The sequence below is a fragment of the Chitinophaga polysaccharea genome (assembly GCF_007829335.1).
Classification (GTDB): Bacteria; Bacteroidota; Bacteroidia; order Chitinophagales; family Chitinophagaceae; genus Chitinophaga; species Chitinophaga polysaccharea_B.
On sequence record NZ_VIWO01000015.1, the window covers coordinates 69,512 to 88,254 of the forward strand.

12 protein-coding genes and 1 tRNA gene are annotated in these 18,743 nt (G+C 47.4%); 2 read left to right on the plus strand and 11 right to left on the minus strand.

Annotation, left to right across the window (positions count from 1 at the left end; all coding sequences use genetic code 11):
* Window positions 1-228: 228 nt before the first annotated feature.
* The 6 genes from FHW36_RS29430 to FHW36_RS29455 all read right to left on the minus strand — a co-directional run bounded on the left by FHW36_RS29430 (window position 229) and on the right by FHW36_RS29455 (window position 7,972).
* Window positions 229-1,746 (minus strand): NAD(P)H-hydrate dehydratase, encoded by a 1,518-nt coding sequence (locus FHW36_RS29430; protein ID WP_145674964.1) that lies wholly within the window; start codon window positions 1,744-1,746, stop codon window positions 229-231.
* Between the two features lie 87 nt (window positions 1,747-1,833).
* The gene (locus FHW36_RS29435; protein WP_145674966.1) at window positions 1,834-2,358 is read right to left on the minus strand and encodes a hypothetical protein; all 525 of its coding nucleotides are present in this window, start codon (window positions 2,356-2,358) and stop codon (window positions 1,834-1,836) included.
* An 82-nt stretch (window positions 2,359-2,440) separates the two neighbouring features.
* Entirely contained in the window at window positions 2,441-3,652 is a 1,212-nt protein-coding gene (nhaA, locus tag FHW36_RS29440; RefSeq protein ID WP_246121256.1) for a Na+/H+ antiporter NhaA, read from the minus strand.
* 72 nt (window positions 3,653-3,724) lie between these two features.
* Window positions 3,725-5,614 (minus strand): OstA-like protein, encoded by a 1,890-nt coding sequence (locus tag FHW36_RS29445; protein ID WP_145674967.1) that lies wholly within the window; start codon window positions 5,612-5,614, stop codon window positions 3,725-3,727.
* A gap of 10 nt (window positions 5,615-5,624) precedes the next feature.
* Entirely contained in the window at window positions 5,625-6,623 is a 999-nt protein-coding gene (locus FHW36_RS29450; RefSeq protein ID WP_145674968.1) for an MlaD family protein, read from the minus strand.
* Between the two features lie 128 nt (window positions 6,624-6,751).
* Complete coding sequence (locus tag FHW36_RS29455; RefSeq protein WP_186452674.1) at window positions 6,752-7,972, minus strand: N-acetylmuramoyl-L-alanine amidase family protein; 1,221 nt, start codon at window positions 7,970-7,972, stop codon at window positions 6,752-6,754.
* 329 nt (window positions 7,973-8,301) lie between these two features.
* Here FHW36_RS29455 and FHW36_RS29460 point away from each other — a divergent pair, with 329 nt between their 5' ends.
* Complete coding sequence (locus FHW36_RS29460) at window positions 8,302-10,935, plus strand: putative LPS assembly protein LptD (protein ID WP_145674970.1); 2,634 nt, start codon at window positions 8,302-8,304, stop codon at window positions 10,933-10,935.
* A gap of 69 nt (window positions 10,936-11,004) precedes the next feature.
* Here FHW36_RS29460 and FHW36_RS29465 read toward each other — a convergent pair whose 3' ends face one another.
* Complete coding sequence (locus tag FHW36_RS29465; RefSeq protein WP_145674971.1) at window positions 11,005-11,742, minus strand: lysophospholipid acyltransferase family protein; 738 nt, start codon at window positions 11,740-11,742, stop codon at window positions 11,005-11,007.
* A 13-nt stretch (window positions 11,743-11,755) separates the two neighbouring features.
* Complete coding sequence (gene ung / locus FHW36_RS29470; protein WP_145674972.1) at window positions 11,756-12,427, minus strand: uracil-DNA glycosylase; 672 nt, start codon at window positions 12,425-12,427, stop codon at window positions 11,756-11,758.
* Between the two features lie 137 nt (window positions 12,428-12,564).
* Here ung and FHW36_RS29475 point away from each other — a divergent pair.
* Window positions 12,565-12,638 (plus strand) — tRNA-Arg (locus FHW36_RS29475).
* A 172-nt stretch (window positions 12,639-12,810) separates the two neighbouring features.
* Here the strand turns inward: FHW36_RS29475 and FHW36_RS29480 are convergent.
* Genes FHW36_RS29480 through FHW36_RS29490 form a run of 3 tightly spaced genes read right to left on the minus strand, consistent with a single transcriptional unit; the run spans window position 12,811 to window position 18,664 of the window.
* The gene (locus FHW36_RS29480; protein WP_145674973.1) at window positions 12,811-14,130 is read right to left on the minus strand and encodes an RICIN domain-containing protein; all 1,320 of its coding nucleotides are present in this window, start codon (window positions 14,128-14,130) and stop codon (window positions 12,811-12,813) included.
* A gap of 32 nt (window positions 14,131-14,162) precedes the next feature.
* Complete coding sequence (locus FHW36_RS29485) at window positions 14,163-15,674, minus strand: RagB/SusD family nutrient uptake outer membrane protein (protein WP_186452675.1); 1,512 nt, start codon at window positions 15,672-15,674, stop codon at window positions 14,163-14,165.
* Between the two features lie 29 nt (window positions 15,675-15,703).
* Window positions 15,704-18,664, minus strand: a complete 2,961-nt coding sequence (locus FHW36_RS29490) for a SusC/RagA family TonB-linked outer membrane protein (protein WP_145674976.1) — start codon at window positions 18,662-18,664, stop codon at window positions 15,704-15,706.
* Window positions 18,665-18,743: the final 79 nt, after the last annotated feature.

Sequence of the window (18,743 nt, forward strand, 5' to 3'; positions counted from 1 at the left end):
ACTGGTTGACAAAAAAGTTTAGTAATTAAAAAATTATAGGATTCTCAAAAAAATATTTCAAATGAATATAAAACATAAATTATTAATTGTGTAGAGCATCTGGAAAAATATTAAACACCTTCGCCATGAGCAAGGATTTGGCCGTAAAAAATAACCTTGGAGTGGGAAAAATGATTATATGATAGGAAGCCATCAGACTTTATTGCCATGGTGACAGCAGGGAACGGGTTAAATGCCTTCCAGGAAAGCCTTTCCGAGCCATTGGATGATGTCGGCGGCAGTCATGGCTTCCTGCGACAGGTGGGCAGCGGCCAGGTCGCCAGCAAACCCATGCAGCCAGGCGCCCAGGATAGCGGCGGCTTTAGGGCTATAGTCCTGTGCCAGCAAACCGGTAAGTATACCGGTGAGCACATCGCCGCTGCCCCCGGTGGCCATACCGGGATTGCCGGTGTTATTGAAATAAACAGCGCCATCCGGGCAGGCGATGGCAGAATACCGGCCTTTGAGCAGGATATACACCTGTAGTTTGATTGCCTGTTGAGATAACAATTCCAGGCGTGCTACTTCGTTGGGAGTAGCGCCAAATAGCCGCTCAAATTCTTTGGGATGCGGCGTGAGTATAGAACCTGCCGGTATCTTATATAACAGGTACGGATATACGGAAAGTAAATTGAGTGCATCGGCATCAATGACCATTGGCTGTTGATAGCTGTCCAGCAAATGTTCCAGGGCTTTGGCTGTACCGGGTTGGGTATCCAGGCCAGGGCCTATACCAATCGCTTTGTAAGTGGCGGGGTTGATGCTGCGATGAAAATGGAGACTATAATGCGGATCTTCATCGGTGACACACATGGCACATGGCTCGCTGAGCTGCATGATGTTATAGCCGCATTGCGGCACATAGCAGGTAAGCAGTCCCACACCGGCGCGTAAGCATGCCCTGGCACTTAATACCGCGGCGCCCATTTTACCATAGCTCCCGGCTATGAGCAGTGCATGTCCGTAAGTTCCCTTATGGGCAAAAGGATTGCGGGGCTGATAAATAGTTTGAATTATACCCGGATCGGCGAGCAAATATCGTGTGGGCGTATGCGTTATATAGTCCGGATGCAGTCCTATCGGGAGTATATGTACTTCTCCGGTGTACGCTGCATTTTCCGGGAGCAGGAAAGCGAGTTTATAACATTCAAAACTTAAGGTGTGATGAGCCTGTATCACCGTTTGTTGCACGCTGCTTTCATCGGCCCGGAGCCCTGAAGGCATATCTATGGCAACGATGGTATGTTTGCCGCGTTGTCCGTTGATATGATGTACTACACCTGCCAGCCATCCTTCTATGGGCCGGCTCATACCGGTACCGAAAATAGCGTCTATGATAATCGCATCCGGTGGCAGGGTAGGGATATCTGATACATCACCTATGGCATACAGGCTGGCAGGGTATTGCTGCTGCAGGGCTTCCAGCTTCAGTTGGTGGTCGGCGCTGGCCTGGGCGCCATATTGCAATATGCCGGTGCTGACCTTATAGCCATGATCGAGCAACAGGCGGGCCATTACTAATCCATCTCCCCCATTATTTCCCTTCCCGCAAAAAATGTATACGGGGTAGTGGGGAGCATAATGTTCTTCCAGCCACGTCGCACATTTGCCGGCGGCCCTTTCCATCAGTTGAGCGCTGCTGATCGGCTCATGGGCGATCGTGAAGGCATCGGCTTCGCGGATTTGGGCGGCAGAGAAGATTTTCATGTAATAAAATTACTTCAAAATAGGGAACATAAAAAAAACGGACCATGCTTGCCTCATGATCCGTTTGTAATGAAGTGGTCAGCGGGTTTAGAAAGCAAACCGGGCAGACACACCGCCAATCTCCTCACCCATGTAGTTGGTGGGTCCAACAAACTGTACGTAAGGTTTCAGATCAGCACTGATGTTTAAAGGAAATTTCTTGAAGGTATACTCGATACCAATGATACCATCCAGTCCGGGGGATACGTAAGTACCTTTACCTTTTTCCACATAACGATCCCAGTCATAATCGCGACGGTCGTAGAAGCCGATATGTGCACCACCACCCGCATACATCACGAGTTGAGGTACGCCAATATTCCAGTTGTATTCGTATAACCCGGTAACAGTCACATTATTCCTGTGTTCGTGGTTAGTAGTTACCAGTCCTTCAATGGCATGAGGTCCCTGGATAAAATGTTTAACAGTAAATCCAACTATCCATGGATTCAGACGAATACCTAAAGCGGTATTATAGTTGGAAGGATCGCTGCTTTTGTAACTTCTTTTTTGCGCGTTAGCCTGTATCGCGAGTACAGCGATCATGCTGAAAAGTAACACGACTTTTTTCATAGATGTGTTTTTTGAATGGTCCGTAAAATACACGTTTAGAAACGGTGGCTTTTTTCCTAAAGTATGCACGACGAAAATTAAATCAAGGATGCTTTACAAGAACAGTGCCAACCGGTTTCATGAGGCGGAGAAAAATGAAGCCGGCGATGCCTGCCAATAGCGACGCAACGATCACAGAAATGATCGCAATGATCTGTAAATCACGTTCCTCGTAAGCCAGGGAAGAGATAAAAATAGACATGGTAAAACCTATTCCGGCGATGAGCCCAACGCCCAATAATTGTGGCCATCCGGCTTTGGATGGCAGGGATGCCCATTTGCATTTAACCGCAAGAAACGAAAAAGTGAAAATTCCCAGTGGTTTGCCCAGCACCAGGCCTGCCAGGATGCCATAGCTGATTTCGTTGTGCAGGGTTGCGCCAATATCGGCCGGGAGCTGTATGGCGGTGTTGGCCAATGCAAAGATGGGCATGATGATAAAGTTGACCGGATCATGTAAACCATGTACCAAGTCGGATATCTTATCCTGTGGAATGCAGAATGCCAGTAATACCCCCGCGATGGTAGCATGTACACCTGAATTGAAGAGGCAATACCACAGCACAATTCCGGGGATAAAATACAGGATGAGCCGTTGCACTTTTAAGAAATTCAGCAATAGTGGAATCAAGAATACACCGCCTCCTATCAACAGGTATTTTACATCCAGGTGGGGCGTATAAAATATGGCGATAGTGAGAATGGCGCCGAGGTCGTCGATGATGGCCAGCGCCATCAGGAAGATTTTAAGACCTACGGGAACTCTTCTGCCGAGCAGGGACAAGATACCCAGGGAGAAGGCAATATCAGTGGCCATCGGGATGCCCCAGCCATGGGTGAAGGAGGTGTTTTTATTAATAACAGCGAAAATGACAGCAGGAAATAACATACCGCCAATGGCCGCCAACACAGGCAAAATAGATTTACGCAGGGAAGATAGCTCACCTACGGTTAGTTCCCGTTTGATTTCCATGCCTACAAGAAAAAAGAACAACACCATCATGCCATCGTTTATCCATAACAGGTAGGAGTTGGGCAGATGTAGCGCGCGATATTGATAGTGATGCCCGGTGTTGGGGTCAAACAAATTATTCCAGAACCCTACATAATCCGTTTGTACTCCTGAATTGGCCAGCACCATAGAAATGACGGTGCAGGCAATGAGTACAATTCCCACTGCGCGACTGTCTTTGAAAAACACATAAAGTGGCGACAACAGGGTCTTATGAATTAATTTGATAGAGCTCTTTAGCACAGTGTATGGTTTTGTGAGGAAGTATTTCCGGGTATAGCAGGCAGAAATGATGTTACCTGCTATATCTGGAAATTATTGCATTAACTCGTATTTGCTCTTAGGTTGCCGTTTAATGTCCCATTTGAAATTTTCCAGTTGCAGCTGGTCTAACGGACGTTGGGTAAACGGATATACGACCCCTTCGGGGTCTTTGACGAGGACTACTTTGTTCACTTCACTTTTCTTAAAGTAGATATTGATAATGGCGCATTGTGCTTTATTTACACTCATATAGGCGCCTGCCTGGTCTTTTATATAGTTGATGGTTTCGGCATTCCCTTCCACATGCATCCAGTCGAGTGTTTCGCCAAGGATGTAGCCGGTGATAATGCTGCCTTTAATCTGATTGTACATACCGGGACCGGCTTCATTGATTATGAAGCCGTTGTTTTTCAACAACATTTTATCTGCTGTTTGATTTTTGGTAAACATCAGGATGGTATCGCCGCTCAGCTGGGTGGTGTTGTTAGACCAGAAAACGGGTTTGCCATAGAAGCGGAATATAGAATCCCTGGAGGAGTAGAATACGCTGTCGGCCACGCCCTGCAAGGAATCGGAAAATATTTTTACGTGATGATACGCGAGAATATAGCGTTGTTCGCTGGTATCCTTTGGTGCGCTCAGTGCCATGCTGTCGGCGTGATGCTTGATACCCGGGAGGGAATCGTGCATCACTACATTAGCCGGGGGGGCTACTTTCATCGTTTTCATCTTCACCGAATCGAATGTCTGTTTGGTTTTGGCCAATGCGCTATCGGCCATGAATACGGATACGTTGGGTGCAATATTGTTGTTTTCCTGTTTCCGGGCAATGGCATCGCCTTTAGTGAGCGGGGAAATGGTGGCCGTGAATCTGTCGGGAGGCCTGATTGTTTGCAGGCTTCTCAGGTTTTTGGTGGGTGATTCGGGAATACGTTTTAAACCTGCTACAGATGGAATAGAGAGGCTATCGTCTGGCTTGATGACACCGGAGAACAGTGTATCTGCAGCCATGTACAGCGTATCTTTATTTTTTTCCATGATGAGCAGTGGCTTTTGGGTAGCGAGTATGGTTTTTTCGCGTTGATTTACCACGCCCCTGTTGGCCAGCAGCGACATTTTGCGGGCGGTATCCTTATACACCATGTTACCGGTGGCATAGGCCATACCAGTGAGTTTATCCATTTCTATGTTGTCGGCAGTAATAGTGCCGGTACTGTCTTCGATAGTGGGACGGTTACCAAAATTGCCATATCCTTTATCGGTATCATAGTAGCCGCTGGTAGCGTACATGGTACTTTTATCGTTGTTGTTGATCGTGGTGGGGGCAATGATGGTGGCTATTTTGGTACCGGTGTTATAGAGAAGTTCGTTGGTGCTGAGGGTATATTCCGGGTCTACCAGCAAAACATTCTGCATGAAATGCATCTCTTTTGTTTCCGTGTAGTAATAACCTTGTTCGCTGGTGAGTACACTTTTACCGTTGACGAGGCGTCCGCCCTGTGTATACGAACCAATTTTGGCGTTCATATCATATTGCAGTTCCGGGCCGGTGATGGTTACTTTACCATCTGTGAGCCTGGCGTTATCCCGGAGCAGTGCAATGCGGGTGTTGGCATCATAGTTCAGGTAGTTACCGTAGATGTGGATGCTGTCTGCCTGGTTAATATGAATATTGCCATAGGCATCGATAATGTTGGTTTTATTATTTTTTACGGCGCTGTCGCAGTTGAACAGGGTAGTTCCCTGTTTGAATATGGCGCTGCCTACGAAGCGGGTGAGGCTTACGGAGTCGCGTTCATATATGATGAGTGTGTCTGCGTGAATAATTTCAATAACAGATCCGGTTTTCGGCGCAGGTTTAGCCGGAAACTGGGCGCTGGCCGACATTGCGAAGAAGCAGATGACGGCCAGGAAGATCCCTGATTTTATGTATCGATGCATTGATTCTTAATTATTGTGCCGCTGCTGTATCAGAAGGAAGCGGTTTCGTTTTATCTTTTTTGCCAAACAGGGAGAAGTGAACATAGCGTTTTGGATTGACGCGGAGGTCTTCCAGCAGCTTATTCAGGTTGCCCAGTGAGTACTGGAGGTTGTTGTATACCTTCTTATCATTGAGCAACAGGCCGGCGGTACCGTCGGTGGTATTGAGTTTGCCGATAGTCTGGTTCAGGTTATTGACGGTTTGCTGCAGTTGTTGCAGTGTTTTATCGATATTACCTTTAGCCAGTGCGTCGGTTGCTTTCTGGGCATTGTCGAGGATACCGGTAATTTTCGCGTTATTATCTTTCAGGTTACCGGAAATAGACGCCAGGTTATTGAAAGTTTTGGACACACTTCCTTTATCCGCATCCAGCATATTGTTGAGGGAGGCGGAAGTATGTGAGAAGTTGCGCATGGTGATGTTAAGGCCTCGGATGGCTTCCTGGAGGTTGCCTTTAGCGGTAGTATCGAGGATACCATTTACGCTGAGCAGCACGGAGTCGATATTAGACAGGGTTCCTTGCAGTTTTTTAACCAGGGGGCTGAGCTGTTCTTTTAGGGCGTCTGTGATAGAGCCGTCTACTGCAGCGTAGAGGGTATCGCCACTTTTCAGATATTCGCTGGCGTTACCCAGGTCGAGCTGTACTGTTTTGGTCCCCAGCAGGTCGCTGCTGATACGGGCAACAGAGTTGCGCGGGAGATCAATTTTTTTGGTGATGGTGATGGTAACCAATATCCTGGAGGCATCTTTGCCCATTACTTCGAGGTTGGTAACGCTACCTACCACCAGTCCATTTACCTGTACCGCATTGGCTGGTTGCAGGCCGTTCACCTGCTTATATACGGCGTAAATGGTTTTATTATGTGAAAACAGGCTTTTTCCTTTCAATAAATTAAAGCCCAGCACAAGTAAGGTTATACCCAGCACCGTCAGTATACCCACTTTGGTTTCATTAGATAATTTGAGCATGAGATTCGTATACGTTCACGCAAAAATAATCAAAAAGCATGCACGGGGCGTAGTCGGGTAAAAATGTTGGTAATAAAAAAGCGGGGGAAGGGGTAAATACTGGTGGGGGATGGGGGAGCAGGGGGAAATTAGCAGTTGGTCACGAAAGCGCCTTTAAATCCCAGCTTGCGGGCTTTGCGGAGGGCGTTGGAGGCTTGTTGATCTGTTTTGAAGCGTCCCCACATATATTTGTTCATTTTTTTTTTATTCATGACAACTGACTGCCGGTTGATATCACCAGGGAGCTTCCTGAAAATGGAAGCTCCTGGTTTATAAAGTTTGTCGGTGATCAAGAGTTGTACGCAATAGCCATCGCCGGGAACCGGTTGGTTCTTTGCGGGTTTACCTGGTTTGAGCAGGGTGTTGTTGCTCCTGGTATTGATCCGGGAGGTAGCGGGTGAGCTGTTCCGGTTGTTGGTAAACCTGTCGAGTTCTTCGCGGTAACGTTTAATGGCTTTATAGATACAGTTGGCCAATTCTTGCTGACCGCTGCCGGAGTTGAGGTAGTCTTCTTCTTCCGGGTTGCTGATAAAGCCGAGTTCCACGAGTACGCTGGGCATGGCGGTAGCGGAGAGGACCCAGATACCTTTTTCATTTCTCTGTCTGGCGCCGCGGCTGATGCGACCTACCCGGGTGAATTCATCTTCAATGAGGGTAGAGAGGCGGAGGCTTTGGTCGAAGTAGGCGTTTCTCAGGGTATTTAAGAGGATAAAGGTTTCGGGATCGGTATCATCCATCAGCTGTTTTGTTTCTTCGGAGTTGGCATCCAGTACGATAACGGAATTCTGTTTGAGGGATTCCATTTTGGCGTTGTTTTTACTGGTAGCCCAGATATAAGTTTCAGTTCCTTTGGCATTGCTGGGATAATAGGCGTAGATAGGTTGTTTGGAGGCAATTTTCCTTTTCCCTTTCCTATGGTATACGGTTTTATACCCGGTTACTTTACGGATTTTGCCGGTAGAGTTACAGTGGATAGACACGAATAGTTCACCTTTGTTGTCGTTGGCGATCTGGGCTTTTTTGCGGGGATCGTCGAAACGGTCGGTTTTTCGTGTATACACCACCTTTACATCGGGCATATTTTCCTCCAGGATTTTCCCTAGTTTGAGGGCTACTTCGAGGGTGACTTGTTTTTCAGTAGAATAGCTACCTTTGGCGCCGGGATCTTCACCGCCGTGGCCGGCATCTATTACAATTGTTCGTATAGGCTTATCCTGTTTCCTGGTAACGGGATTGTTTTTGGCCTGAATGAAAAAGGTACAGGTGAATAGTGTTCCCAGTCCTAAAATCCAAAATCGGTTCCAGCGCATGATTCTCATTTTAATGGGTGCTGTTTTTCACAAAAAATAAAAAAATAAGTTTATCTGTTAAATTAATCATCTTCTCTCTCCATGCGAGTTTCGACTACCTTTCAATATAAGTGTTTTCAAACATTACAAGTTACCTTTTGTAATAAATTGTATAAAATCTTGTAGGTTTGTGGCCGCCGTAACACATGAACGCTAGCTACAAAAATAATTATAAAAAGTTTTTCCGACGGACATACCTGGTTTTTGCCGGTATGTTGATTGCCATTCCTTTTATTATAGATGCAGTTGCAGGCTCCAGGCCGCAAGCTTTTTCATTTTTTAACAAAAATTTGGCAGATACCATCCAGCCGGTTGTCCGTAAGGACAGCTCCAAAGTGAAACGCCCTGTTCCGGTGGCGGTCCCTGGAGCAGATACCAATATCTTGTCGCCAGATGCGGATACCAGCAAAGGTACAACGGTAGATACGCTGTTTGTGCCGAAAATTTCCAAGGATACCCTGGATGCCCCGGTACATTATAAGGCCAAGGACTCTATCATCCTGATGGTGCCGGATAAACGCTTTTATTTATATGGTAGCGCCAATACCAAATATAAATCGATCGACCTGACGGCCGAAAAGATGAATTTCGACCAGGAGACCGGCATTCTCGAAGCTACCAACGCCAAAGACACTGCTGGCAAGCTGTTTGGGGGTCCTATCATGAACGATGGAGGACAGAGCTTTGAGTCGGACACCCTTAAGTACAATTTTACTTCCCAGAAAGCAAAGATCTATAATACCCGTTCCCAGTACGGCGAAGGCTATATCCACAGTGCACAAACCAAAAAAGCGGCAGATAATACCATTTTTGGGTTCAAAAACGGATACACTACCTGTAACCTGGATACGCCCCACTTTAGCTTTCGCGCACGCAAAATAAAGGTTATCCCTGATAAATTAGTGATTTCCGGTCCGGCAAACCTGGAAATTGAAGGGATTCCCACTCCCCTCTTTATCCCCTTTGCCATTTTCCCCATTACACAGGGGCAACGCTCCGGTATCCTGCCTCCGCAGTATGTGGTGAACCAACAGAAAGGGATCGGGCTGGAAAACGGGGGGTACTATATTGGCCTTGGGGAGCATTTTGACCTTACCATGCGAGGGGATGTATACTCCTACGGTAGTTGGAGCCTGACGGCCAGTCCCACGTACCGGAAAAGGTACAAATACAATGGTGGATTGAACCTCAGCTTCGCCAACACCCGTTTCGGCGATCCGGCGGTAAAGTCGGAGTTCAGCACCTCTAAAGATTTCCGGATTACCTGGAATCATAGCATGGACAGTAAAGCCCGCCCTGGTGTTAACTTTGGCGCCGCCGTTAACTTTGGTACTTCATCTTATAACCGCTATAACGTATACGACTATAACACGCGTGTAAATAACAATATCGGGTCTTCCATTACTTTCTCCAAAAGCTGGATAGGTAAGCCTTATAACCTGACGATGGGGTTGAACCATTCGCAGAACCTGAGCACCCGCGATGTGTCGATTTCCTTCCCGGATGCGACCTTCACGGTAAATACCATCTATCCTTTTCAGCCGAAGGAAATGGTAGGCAAGCCTAAATGGTATGAGAAGATAGGGATTTCCTATAATGGTGTACTGCGTAACCAGGCCAACTTCAAGGATTCGCTGTTTGGCCGGCAACAGATGTTTGATGCGATGCAAACGGGTATACAGCACAGCGTGCCTATCTCTTTCTCTATCCCTGTATTTAAGACATTTACGTTATCGCCGGGTATCAACTATTCAGAATACTGGTACGCCAAGAAATTTATTCGTAACTGGAATCCCAACAAACCTAACCTGGGTACGGGTGATAAGGGGGCCCTGGATACCACTTACCAGGCGGGCTTTTTCACCGCACGCGACGTAAGTGCCAGTATGTCGTTGTCGACCGCCCTGTATGGTATGTACACGTTTGCCAAGCATTCCAAGGTGAAGGCTATCCGTCATGTGATGCGTCCTACGCTGAGTGCGAGCTACCGCCCGGACTTGTCCAGCAGTTATTACCGCCTGGTACAGTATAATAAGGAGGGAGATAAAACCCCGATGTCTGACTTTGATGGAGCGATCATAGGCGTACCAAGCCCCGGAACCTTTGGCGGTATCAACTTCGGGTTGGACAATAACCTGGAGATGAAGGTATTTTCCCGGAAAGACACCACCGGCAACCACGAGAAGAAAGTCAAATTGCTGGATGGTTTCGGTATCAATGGTAACTACAACCTGGTAGCCGATTCCTTTAAACTGTCGACTTTTTCTATTTACGCACGTACCAACTTGTTCGATAAACTGAACATTTCCGCGAGCGGTAACCTGGATCCTTACCAGACCGATGCCCGTGGCCGCCGGATCGACAAACTCATCTGGCAGCAGGGCAAGATCAGCCTGGGACGTTTAACCAACGCCAGTATATCGATGAGTACTTCTTTCCAGTCGAAGGATAAGAAGAGCAAAGCCAAAGAACAAACCATCGACTCTATTGAGAATGCGCAAAGCAAAGATGCTGCGTTTGCTGCGCAGCAGCGGCAGCTGGCCATGGTACGTGCAAATCCTGGCGAGTATGTGGATTTTGATATTCCGTGGCGGGTGGATCTCTCCTATAGCCTTGCTTATACGAACACTATTATTCCGGATTCGGGAGGGGTAGTAAGGAGAATTACTCAATATGTTAGTTTCAACGGCGATTTTAGTCTCACGCCCAAATGGAAGATAGGTTTGAACAGTGGTTTTGACTTTACCAATATGCAGATCGCCTATACGAATATGTATATATCGAGGGATTTGCATTGTTGGCAGATGTCTATCAACCTGATACCGTTTGGTACTTTCCGGCAGTTCAGTATTACGATCAATCCTAAGGCCGGTATCCTGCGGGATCTGCGTATCAACCGATCGAGGCAGTTTTACGATTTGTAGGGCAGGATTTCATTCTGCCAGTATCATAAAAGAAGAAAGCGAAGCAGGCACCTGCTTCGCTTTCTTCTTTTATTCATGCGTGGTATAAAAGTCCCACATCTGTTTAAATACTTTTTCTTTCAATGCCGGCAAATCATCCCTGGTAAGCCCTTCGGTAGGGATGGGCGGGAAAAAATGGTAGTCGATGCGGTGCGGCCATGCAAAGAATTTTTTTTCCGCCGGAACTATTTTCCTGGTATGTAGTAATACAGACGGCATCAGTGGCAGCTGGGTATCTATGGCCAGCGCGAAAGCGCCATCGTAGAAGGCTTTCAGTGGTTCTTTGGTGCGGTTACGGGTACCTTCGGGATAGAGCAGGATGTGCAGTCCCAGGCTTAGCGCATGTTTCATTTCTATCACACTTTGTTTCCTGCTGGCTTCGCTGTTGCGGTCTACCATGATGCCGCCGATGCGGTATAATACACCGAAGAGCGGGATTTTGCCCATAGAAGCCTTTGCCAGTGTTTTGTTGGCGCCGGGAATTTTAGCGGTGGTTACCGGTACATCGATCAGCGAGTTGTGGTTGCAAACGATCACATAGGTTTGTCCTGGTGTAAAATATTCCGTTCCTCTTCTTCTCACGGGACATCCTATGAGTGGCATATATACGATCATCCATATCCTGCCAATAGCCAGGAAGCCTTTGGATTTTATGGGGTCTGGCCAGAAGGAGAAAATCCAGATAGGAATAAATACGATCAGCATGGTGCCGGCAAATAGCAGCAGGCACCATAACGCGAATATCCGGCCGAGTATATTTTTTAACATGGGTAGTTCACTTTTAGAGTCTCCAGTCTACCGGCTCAATCCCTGCTTTCGTCAATATTTCATTGGTTCTTGAGAAATGCCTGCACCCGAAAAATCCTTTGTCTGCGCTAAAGGGAGAGGGGTGTGCTGCCTGCAATATATGATGTTTAGTGGCATCTATCAGGTATTGTTTATCCTGTGCAAAGCGGCCCCAGAGCAGGAATACAACATCCCGTCTTTTTTCGGAGATGGTCCTGATAACGGCATCGGTAAAATCTCCCCAGCCTATTTTGCTATGGGAGGCGGGTTCGCTGGCTCTTACCGTCAGGAAGGCATTGAGCAGTAATACGCCATGCTCTGCCCATTTAGTAAGATTGCCGCTGGTAGGGATATCCAGGCCGAGGTCCGTTTTCATTTCCTTGTAGATGTTGACCAGCGAAGGAGGTGGTTTTACGCCATCGGGTACGGAGAAGCTGAGTCCATGCGCCTGGCCTTCGCCGTGATAGGGATCCTGCCCGAGGATCACTACTTTTACTTTGTCGATCGGGGTTTTATCGAATGCGTTAAAGATGAGGTTTCCTGCAGGATAGATTACTTTTCCCAGTGCTTTTTCATGCTTTAGGAACATGACGACCTGGTTAAAATACGATTTTGTAAATTCATCGTTCAGCGCTTCCTTCCAACTTGGTTCAATTTGTACATCCATGGTGATCAAAACTATATTTAAAGAAATTTAAAATTAAATTTGATTTATTGAGGGAATTTTATATAAATTTGCACTCCCAAAACGAGAGATAAATATAGCAATTTATTTCACATTTCAAGGGAAAATGAAACATATAAGTCTCGGTAGCTCAGCTGGATAGAGCAACTGCCTTCTAAGCAGTAGGTCATTGGTTCGAATCCAATCCGGGACACGAAAGAAAGGGGAAATTGCACACTGCAATTTCCCCTTTCTGTTTTGGGCGAAATATGCTTCCGATTATTTTATCTTCGTATAGTTATTGATGTTACCATCTATAAAAATTTAATAAACCAACCGGCCGCCCTCTCTGAGGCGGCCGATCTTTAATATCAATTGCAACCATACTACTGTTGACTGATAATCTGCCATTGCTGATTAGCGCCAGATTGATAAGGCCACTGAATGGCTGTATCGCCCTGCGCTTTGGAAGCATTGGCCATATCCAATGCTAATCCGCTGTTGCGGTTTTTGACGTTGTAAATTCCGTTTCCTACTCTCGATATCTGCCACATCTGGTTATTGCTCCCGGTAGACGGCCACTGTATCACGGCAGCACCCTGTGTAGTGGAAGCATTTTTAACATCGACGAGTTGTCCGCTGTTACGATTGGTTAATACATAGTAGCCGCTGCCCTGATCTCCGATTTGCCATTGCTGCTCTGTGCCTCCCAGCCAGGGCCATTGGATGAGGGTTATCCCCTGGGTAGTAGAAGCGCTTGGCACTGCCAGTACCTGTCCGCTGTTTACATTTACCAGCTTATAAGAGGCGTTGGGATCGAAGGGCGTTTTGCCTTTGCGCATCACCACGTTCTTCACTTTAAAATAGGTATCTGTTTGCGGACCGGGGCTGCCACTGGCGCCCTCCATCTGCAGATCGATAATGAGCCAGTATGGGGCATTCGCAAAATTATTTCCCACATGCGTAGCAGTCAATACGCCATCGATGAAGTACTGGCATTCTACGCTATTAGACCAGGACCCATTCGCATTCTTTAACCGGTTGTATACCGCTTTATAATGATGCCAGGTGGTGGCTGCATTGTTGACGGTAGTTAACTTGGTTTGCCAGTTGCCGTCGTAGGTATTTTGCCAGATGGACGTACTGCCTTTCACTTCCACGATATCGCTTTCCGGCGGCCAGCTATTTACAGCTGTAATCCAGAAGGCAGGCCAGGTACCCGAAGCAGTGGGCGCCTGAAGATCTACACTGATCTCCCAATAAGGGTAGATAGAATCGATCAGTACCTGGTGTTTGGAGTAAATGGTACCTGAGTGATAGTGAATGGGGAGGTATGGATCTTTATTACTGGGAAGACTGTCGGGCTGATATGTAGCCTTGAGGGTCAGGGAGCCATCGCCATTCAGGTAGATCTGGCTATGATCCGTGCTGCTTCCGTACATCCGGGCCGTTCCATTGTGATCGGATCCCCAGGGATAGAGATAATTCCATTCTGATTCGAAACTCGTATAATTCGTTAATGAGCTGCCATCTGTTACCGTTTCCCAGGAGCTGCTCAGTATCTGGGCCGTGGTGCTTGTTTTGTTCGAAGCCAGCATGCTTTGCTGGCCATTGATTTGTGTAAGCGTTTGTTTACTGCAAAATGAAAAAAGTGCGGCACTTGTTAGTGCCAGACAAACCGTGGACATTTTTTGTGTGTGGGTCATGGTATGTGAGGTTTAAGTGATGGGTTACACTGTTATTTCACAAATGGTATCGGCGCCCAATAATAAGTATGACCGGCATCGGAGGGGTGATTGATGAGCGCCACTTCCCCTGCGTCTCTCAGGGAGTTGGCTTGCTGCACCGTTTCAGTCCTTACCAGGTCAAACCAACGGATACCGAATTCACCTGCAAACTCCCAGCCTCGTTCAGCAACAACGGCATTCCTGAAATCCGTTTGGGATAAGCCTTCGGGGAGTGGCGTCAGGCCTGCTCTCTGCCGTACCTGGTTGATGGCGAGGTACGCGTTTGCATCGGGACCTGCTGACATCGCCTGCGCTTCTGCATAGGTGAGCAGCACTTCGGAATAACGGATCACGAAGCTGGTAGCACTGCTCCACCAATCGCCCGCTTTATGATTGCTCCAGTTGTATTGGTCGTCTTCTCTATACTTCAAAAAATAAGGATGTTTCTGTAGGGTATGTTGCCAGTCTACTACATTGGCAGGATCATTCTTTACATAGTAATCCTTCTGATAAGTGGCGTCCTTCCGGGGGCCGGCAGGGAACCTGTTGAAGAATGAAATTTCTCCGAATCCATCTTCCCAGCCTCCTTCTTCATAGTCGGGAGCATAAGGATTGGGCGCCATCATATTTCCGTTGCCCCAGGTGGCATTGGGAGTAGTTTTGTTGAAATAGCATGCATATACTGCTTCTGTGTTGAACCGGTTGGAGAACTTCCATAGATCTGAGAAGTTTGTTAGCAGCGTATAGCCCCAGGTAGCTTTATTATCAATCACTTCTTTGGCTTTAGCGGCGGCCAATGCGTATTTGTTGGCCTGTTTGAGCGGCCAGCCGGCCATGGTCAGGTATACGTTCGCCAGCAGCGCTTTTGCGGAACCTTTCGTTGGCAATACATCTACGCCGTTCTGTTTCGCCGGGCCTGTCCAATGATCCGGCAGCATGGTTTCTGCTTTCTGAAGATCATCCACAATCAGGGTATAGATGTCGGCTACTTTGGCATTGGGGCGGTTATCGTTGATACTGTTGTCAACAGGCATAGGCACTTCTCCCCAGGTTCTTGTGAGGTAGAAATAGCTGATGGCACGCATAAAGTATGCATAGCCGCCGGCATTATTTTTCTGGTCTGCTGTTGCCTCTGTTGCACTATTATAATTTGCCAGCAGGGAATTTGCCGATTTGATGGTGCCATAAAACGCATTCCACCAGGACGTCATCCTGCTGTTGGAGGAGTTGGCGTTGAATACATCGAAGTCGGAAAAATCTATTTTGTTTCCGTTCCTTTTCGCAGCAATATCATCACCAGCGTAGTAAGGTGCAGTTACCTGGTTGAATGCCAGGTTGAACTGCAATGCCAGTGCGGTTTCCGCTAGTTGGAGGTCGTTAGCTGTTTTATAAAAGCTCTGCGGCGTAATGCTTCCCTTGGGTGTTTCGTCGAGGAATTTGCTGCAGGAGGCTAACACCAGGCAACACATGGCCAATGTTATCCGCAGAGGCCGGCCATTCATATAGTTAATTACTTTTTTCATGTCGATAGCTTTAAGCATTCGTGAGATGATTAAAATTTCACTTGCAATCCAACCGTCACAGTTTTAGGAGAAGGGTAAGCACCCAGGTCGATACCTGCATCCACATCGCCGCCTACGGTAGTTGCTTCCGGATCAAATCCCTTGTATTTAGTGATGGTGGCAATATTTTGTGCACTAACGTACACCTTTGCTGCCGCTACTTTGAGCAGATTTTTAGGTAGTGTATAAGAAAGACTTACGTTCTTTAACCGCACGTAGCCGCCATCCTGCAAAAATTGGGTGGACTCTACCCAGCTTTTATTTTTACTTGCCGGGTTAGCCCAGGTAGAACTGGTGTTGGAAGAGGTCCAGTAATTAGCAGCATCAGCGAGGTTGATGAATTTCACATCGCTGGTGGGAATTGCGGCAGCGGCGTAGGTGGCGTTGAATATTTTATTGCCATGTGAACCCTGGATAAAAATATTCAATTCAAAATTTTTATAAGCGAAGCTGTTATTAAAGCCCCAGATAAACGTGGGAGTAGCAGATCCCGAAATGACCCTGTCTTCAAACCCGATAGATCCATTGCCGCTCACGTCGCGGTACCTGGCATCACCGGCTTTGTAATTGCCGTTATCAGACTGGTATACGCCTTCCCAGGGAATCAGGTAAAAGGCGCCCATTGGCTCTCCAACTTTTACCACCTGTATAGGAGCAGAGATTAATCCTGAGCCAATCACGTTCCTTTCCAGCAGGCTGTCTTTACCAAGGTCGATCACTTTGTTTTTGTTGAAGGAAAGATTGAGGGAGGTGGTCCAGGTCAGTTCCCTGCTTTTATAAGGTGTACCTTCAATCATGAATTCCCAACCTTTGTTGTTCACCTTTCCTATATTTTTCAGGTAGGATCCGCCACCGTCGTAGTTGGCGATGCGGGTGAACAGCAGCAGGTCGCTGGTGTTCTTGTTATAGTAATCTGCTGTGACGTTGATCCTGCCATTTAAGAATCCCATATCGAGCCCGATGTCTGTTTGTTTCGATGTTTCCCATTTTACATCCGGTGTGGCAGGATTCCCCAGTGTATAGCCCTGGTACCCGTTGGGAGTGCCATAGGAATAAATAACACTGTTGAGCAGACCCAGGGTACTATATGGATCAATAGCCTGGTTACCGGTGACACCCCATCCCGCTCTTAATTTAAGATTGGAGAATACCCCCAGGTCATCTATAAATTTTTCGTTGGAGAGTTTCCATCCGGCGCTGAAAGAGGGGAAGCTACTCCATTTATTATTCCCCTGGAATTTGGAAGATCCATCGCGGCGGAGAGTGGCAGTCAACAGGTATTTATCGTTGTAGCTGTAGGCCACGCGTCCCATGTAAGACAACAATGCCCAGTTGGAATAGCCTGAGTTGATGGACTGGGAAGCGTTTAAGCCCAGGTTATGATACCCGTTCGACAGGGAAGCCAGTCCAGAGCCGGCGGCATTGAAGTAACTATATTTATTGGAAGATTCTTCCACCAGGGCGGTGGCTGTTAAATCGTGCTTATCGAAGGTCTTGTGGAAAGTAAGGATATTACTATTCTGGAAGGTGTAGCTTTCCGTAGAACCCTGTGAGGAACCCGGGTTACCCGGACTAATCCAGTCGTTTCTCAGAGAAGCAGATTTGGCTGTTTTGAGGTCCATTGCGGCGTTGACAGTCAACGTCAACCAGTCTGTGATAGCATATTTTAGCCTGCCATTAAAGACGCCGACATTGCCGAAGTTATCATTATTGCTTTCCTTGATCGTCATGTAAGGATTAGCCCAGATGGGTGATATGCCGAAGCGGTTGTATTGCCCGGGTGCGTCATACACGGCTTCTGTGGGTGCCCAGGTGAGGGCTCCCGTTACCGGGTTGCCTTTACTGCCCATATCGCCGTTATTATGGGAGTTGATCCTGGCGAGATAAACATTGACGCCAAAGTCCAGGCGGCTGCTCAGCTTAACGTCAAGATTAGACCTGAAGCCGAATCTTTTCTGGCTGCTGTTGACCAATAGCCCTTGCTGGTCGATATAAAATCCCGACACATAGTACTTTACTCCTTCCTTTCCTCCAGTTACTGACAGTTCGTGGCTTTGAGTAACGGAGTTGCTGAAGATCATGTTTTGCCAATCTGTTCCTTTGCCGGCGTATGACTGAGGATCGGGGAAGGTATTGACCCCGGAGGTAAGATTAGCGATTTTGGCATAGGTAACGGGGTCCATTAGGCTGTATTTTTTCATAGGCCTGTTGAAGCTGACGAAACCATTGTATTCAATCCGCGGTACGCCAGAGGAGCCGGTTTTGGTGGTAATGAGTACAACGCCGTTAGCGCCCCTGGAGCCGTAAACGGCTGTAGCAGAAGCATCTTTAAGTACTTCCATGGAGGCGATATCGTTTACATTGAGATCGCCCAGGCCGGTGCTGTTCAGGGCAACGCCATCCACCACATATAACGGATCGTTGCCGCCATTGATGGAATTGGGGCCGCGGACACGAAGCTTTACGGATCCTCCGGGGGCGCCCGAGTTGTTGGTAACCGACACGCCGGCTACCCTGCCCTGGATAGCTGATGAAGCATTTAATACCGGCTGCTCTTTGTATGCCTGTGAGGAGAGCGTGGAGACGGCGCCGGTAAGGTCACGCCGTTTTTGTGTACCATACCCAATCACTACCACATCGTCCAGCTTGGATACTTTTCCTTTCAGCTGGACTTGTACAGTTGTTTTGTTGGCAAGGGGGACTTCCAGGATTTCCATCCCGGTAAAAGAGATAATTAGTGTGTTACCGGTTTCCGGTACATTAATAACGAAAGAACCATCTTTCAACGTGGAGGTCCCATGCCCGAGGCCTTTTACAACGACCGTCGCCCCTTCCAACGGTTGTTGGTCAGGCCCTGTGACTTTTCCTGTTATTTTCCTTGTTTGGGCCAAGGAAGTCACAAAAAGGGCAAGTCCTACAAAGAGTAGGAGGACTTTTTTAGATATGACCATTTGTATCAGTTTTGCTCCCAAATTAGGATGAAGCTGGCCGATACAAGGGGGTGTAATTCATACAAAAGGGGGACAAATT

Bases quoted from the DNA above. Each gene is read 5' to 3' on its own strand.
- FHW36_RS29480 (WP_145674973.1), bottom strand. From the start codon at position 14,130: ATGACCCACACACAAAAAATGTCCACGGTTTGTCTGGCACTAACAAGT.
- FHW36_RS29490 (WP_145674976.1), bottom strand. From the start codon at position 18,664: ATGGTCATATCTAAAAAAGTCCTCCTACTCTTTGTAGGACTTGCCCTT.
- FHW36_RS29485 (WP_186452675.1), bottom strand. From the start codon at position 15,674: ATGAAAAAAGTAATTAACTATATGAATGGCCGGCCTCTGCGGATAACA.
- FHW36_RS29445 (WP_145674967.1), bottom strand. From the start codon at position 5,614: ATGCATCGATACATAAAATCAGGGATCTTCCTGGCCGTCATCTGCTTC.
- FHW36_RS29430 (WP_145674964.1), bottom strand. From the start codon at position 1,746: ATGAAAATCTTCTCTGCCGCCCAAATCCGCGAAGCCGATGCCTTCACG.
- ung (WP_145674972.1), bottom strand. From the start codon at position 12,427: ATGGATGTACAAATTGAACCAAGTTGGAAGGAAGCGCTGAACGATGAA.
- FHW36_RS29450 (WP_145674968.1), bottom strand. From the start codon at position 6,623: ATGCTCAAATTATCTAATGAAACCAAAGTGGGTATACTGACGGTGCTG.
- FHW36_RS29435 (WP_145674966.1), bottom strand. From the start codon at position 2,358: ATGAAAAAAGTCGTGTTACTTTTCAGCATGATCGCTGTACTCGCGATA.
- FHW36_RS29465 (WP_145674971.1), bottom strand. From the start codon at position 11,742: ATGTTAAAAAATATACTCGGCCGGATATTCGCGTTATGGTGCCTGCTG.
- FHW36_RS29455 (WP_186452674.1), bottom strand. From the start codon at position 7,972: ATGCGCTGGAACCGATTTTGGATTTTAGGACTGGGAACACTATTCACC.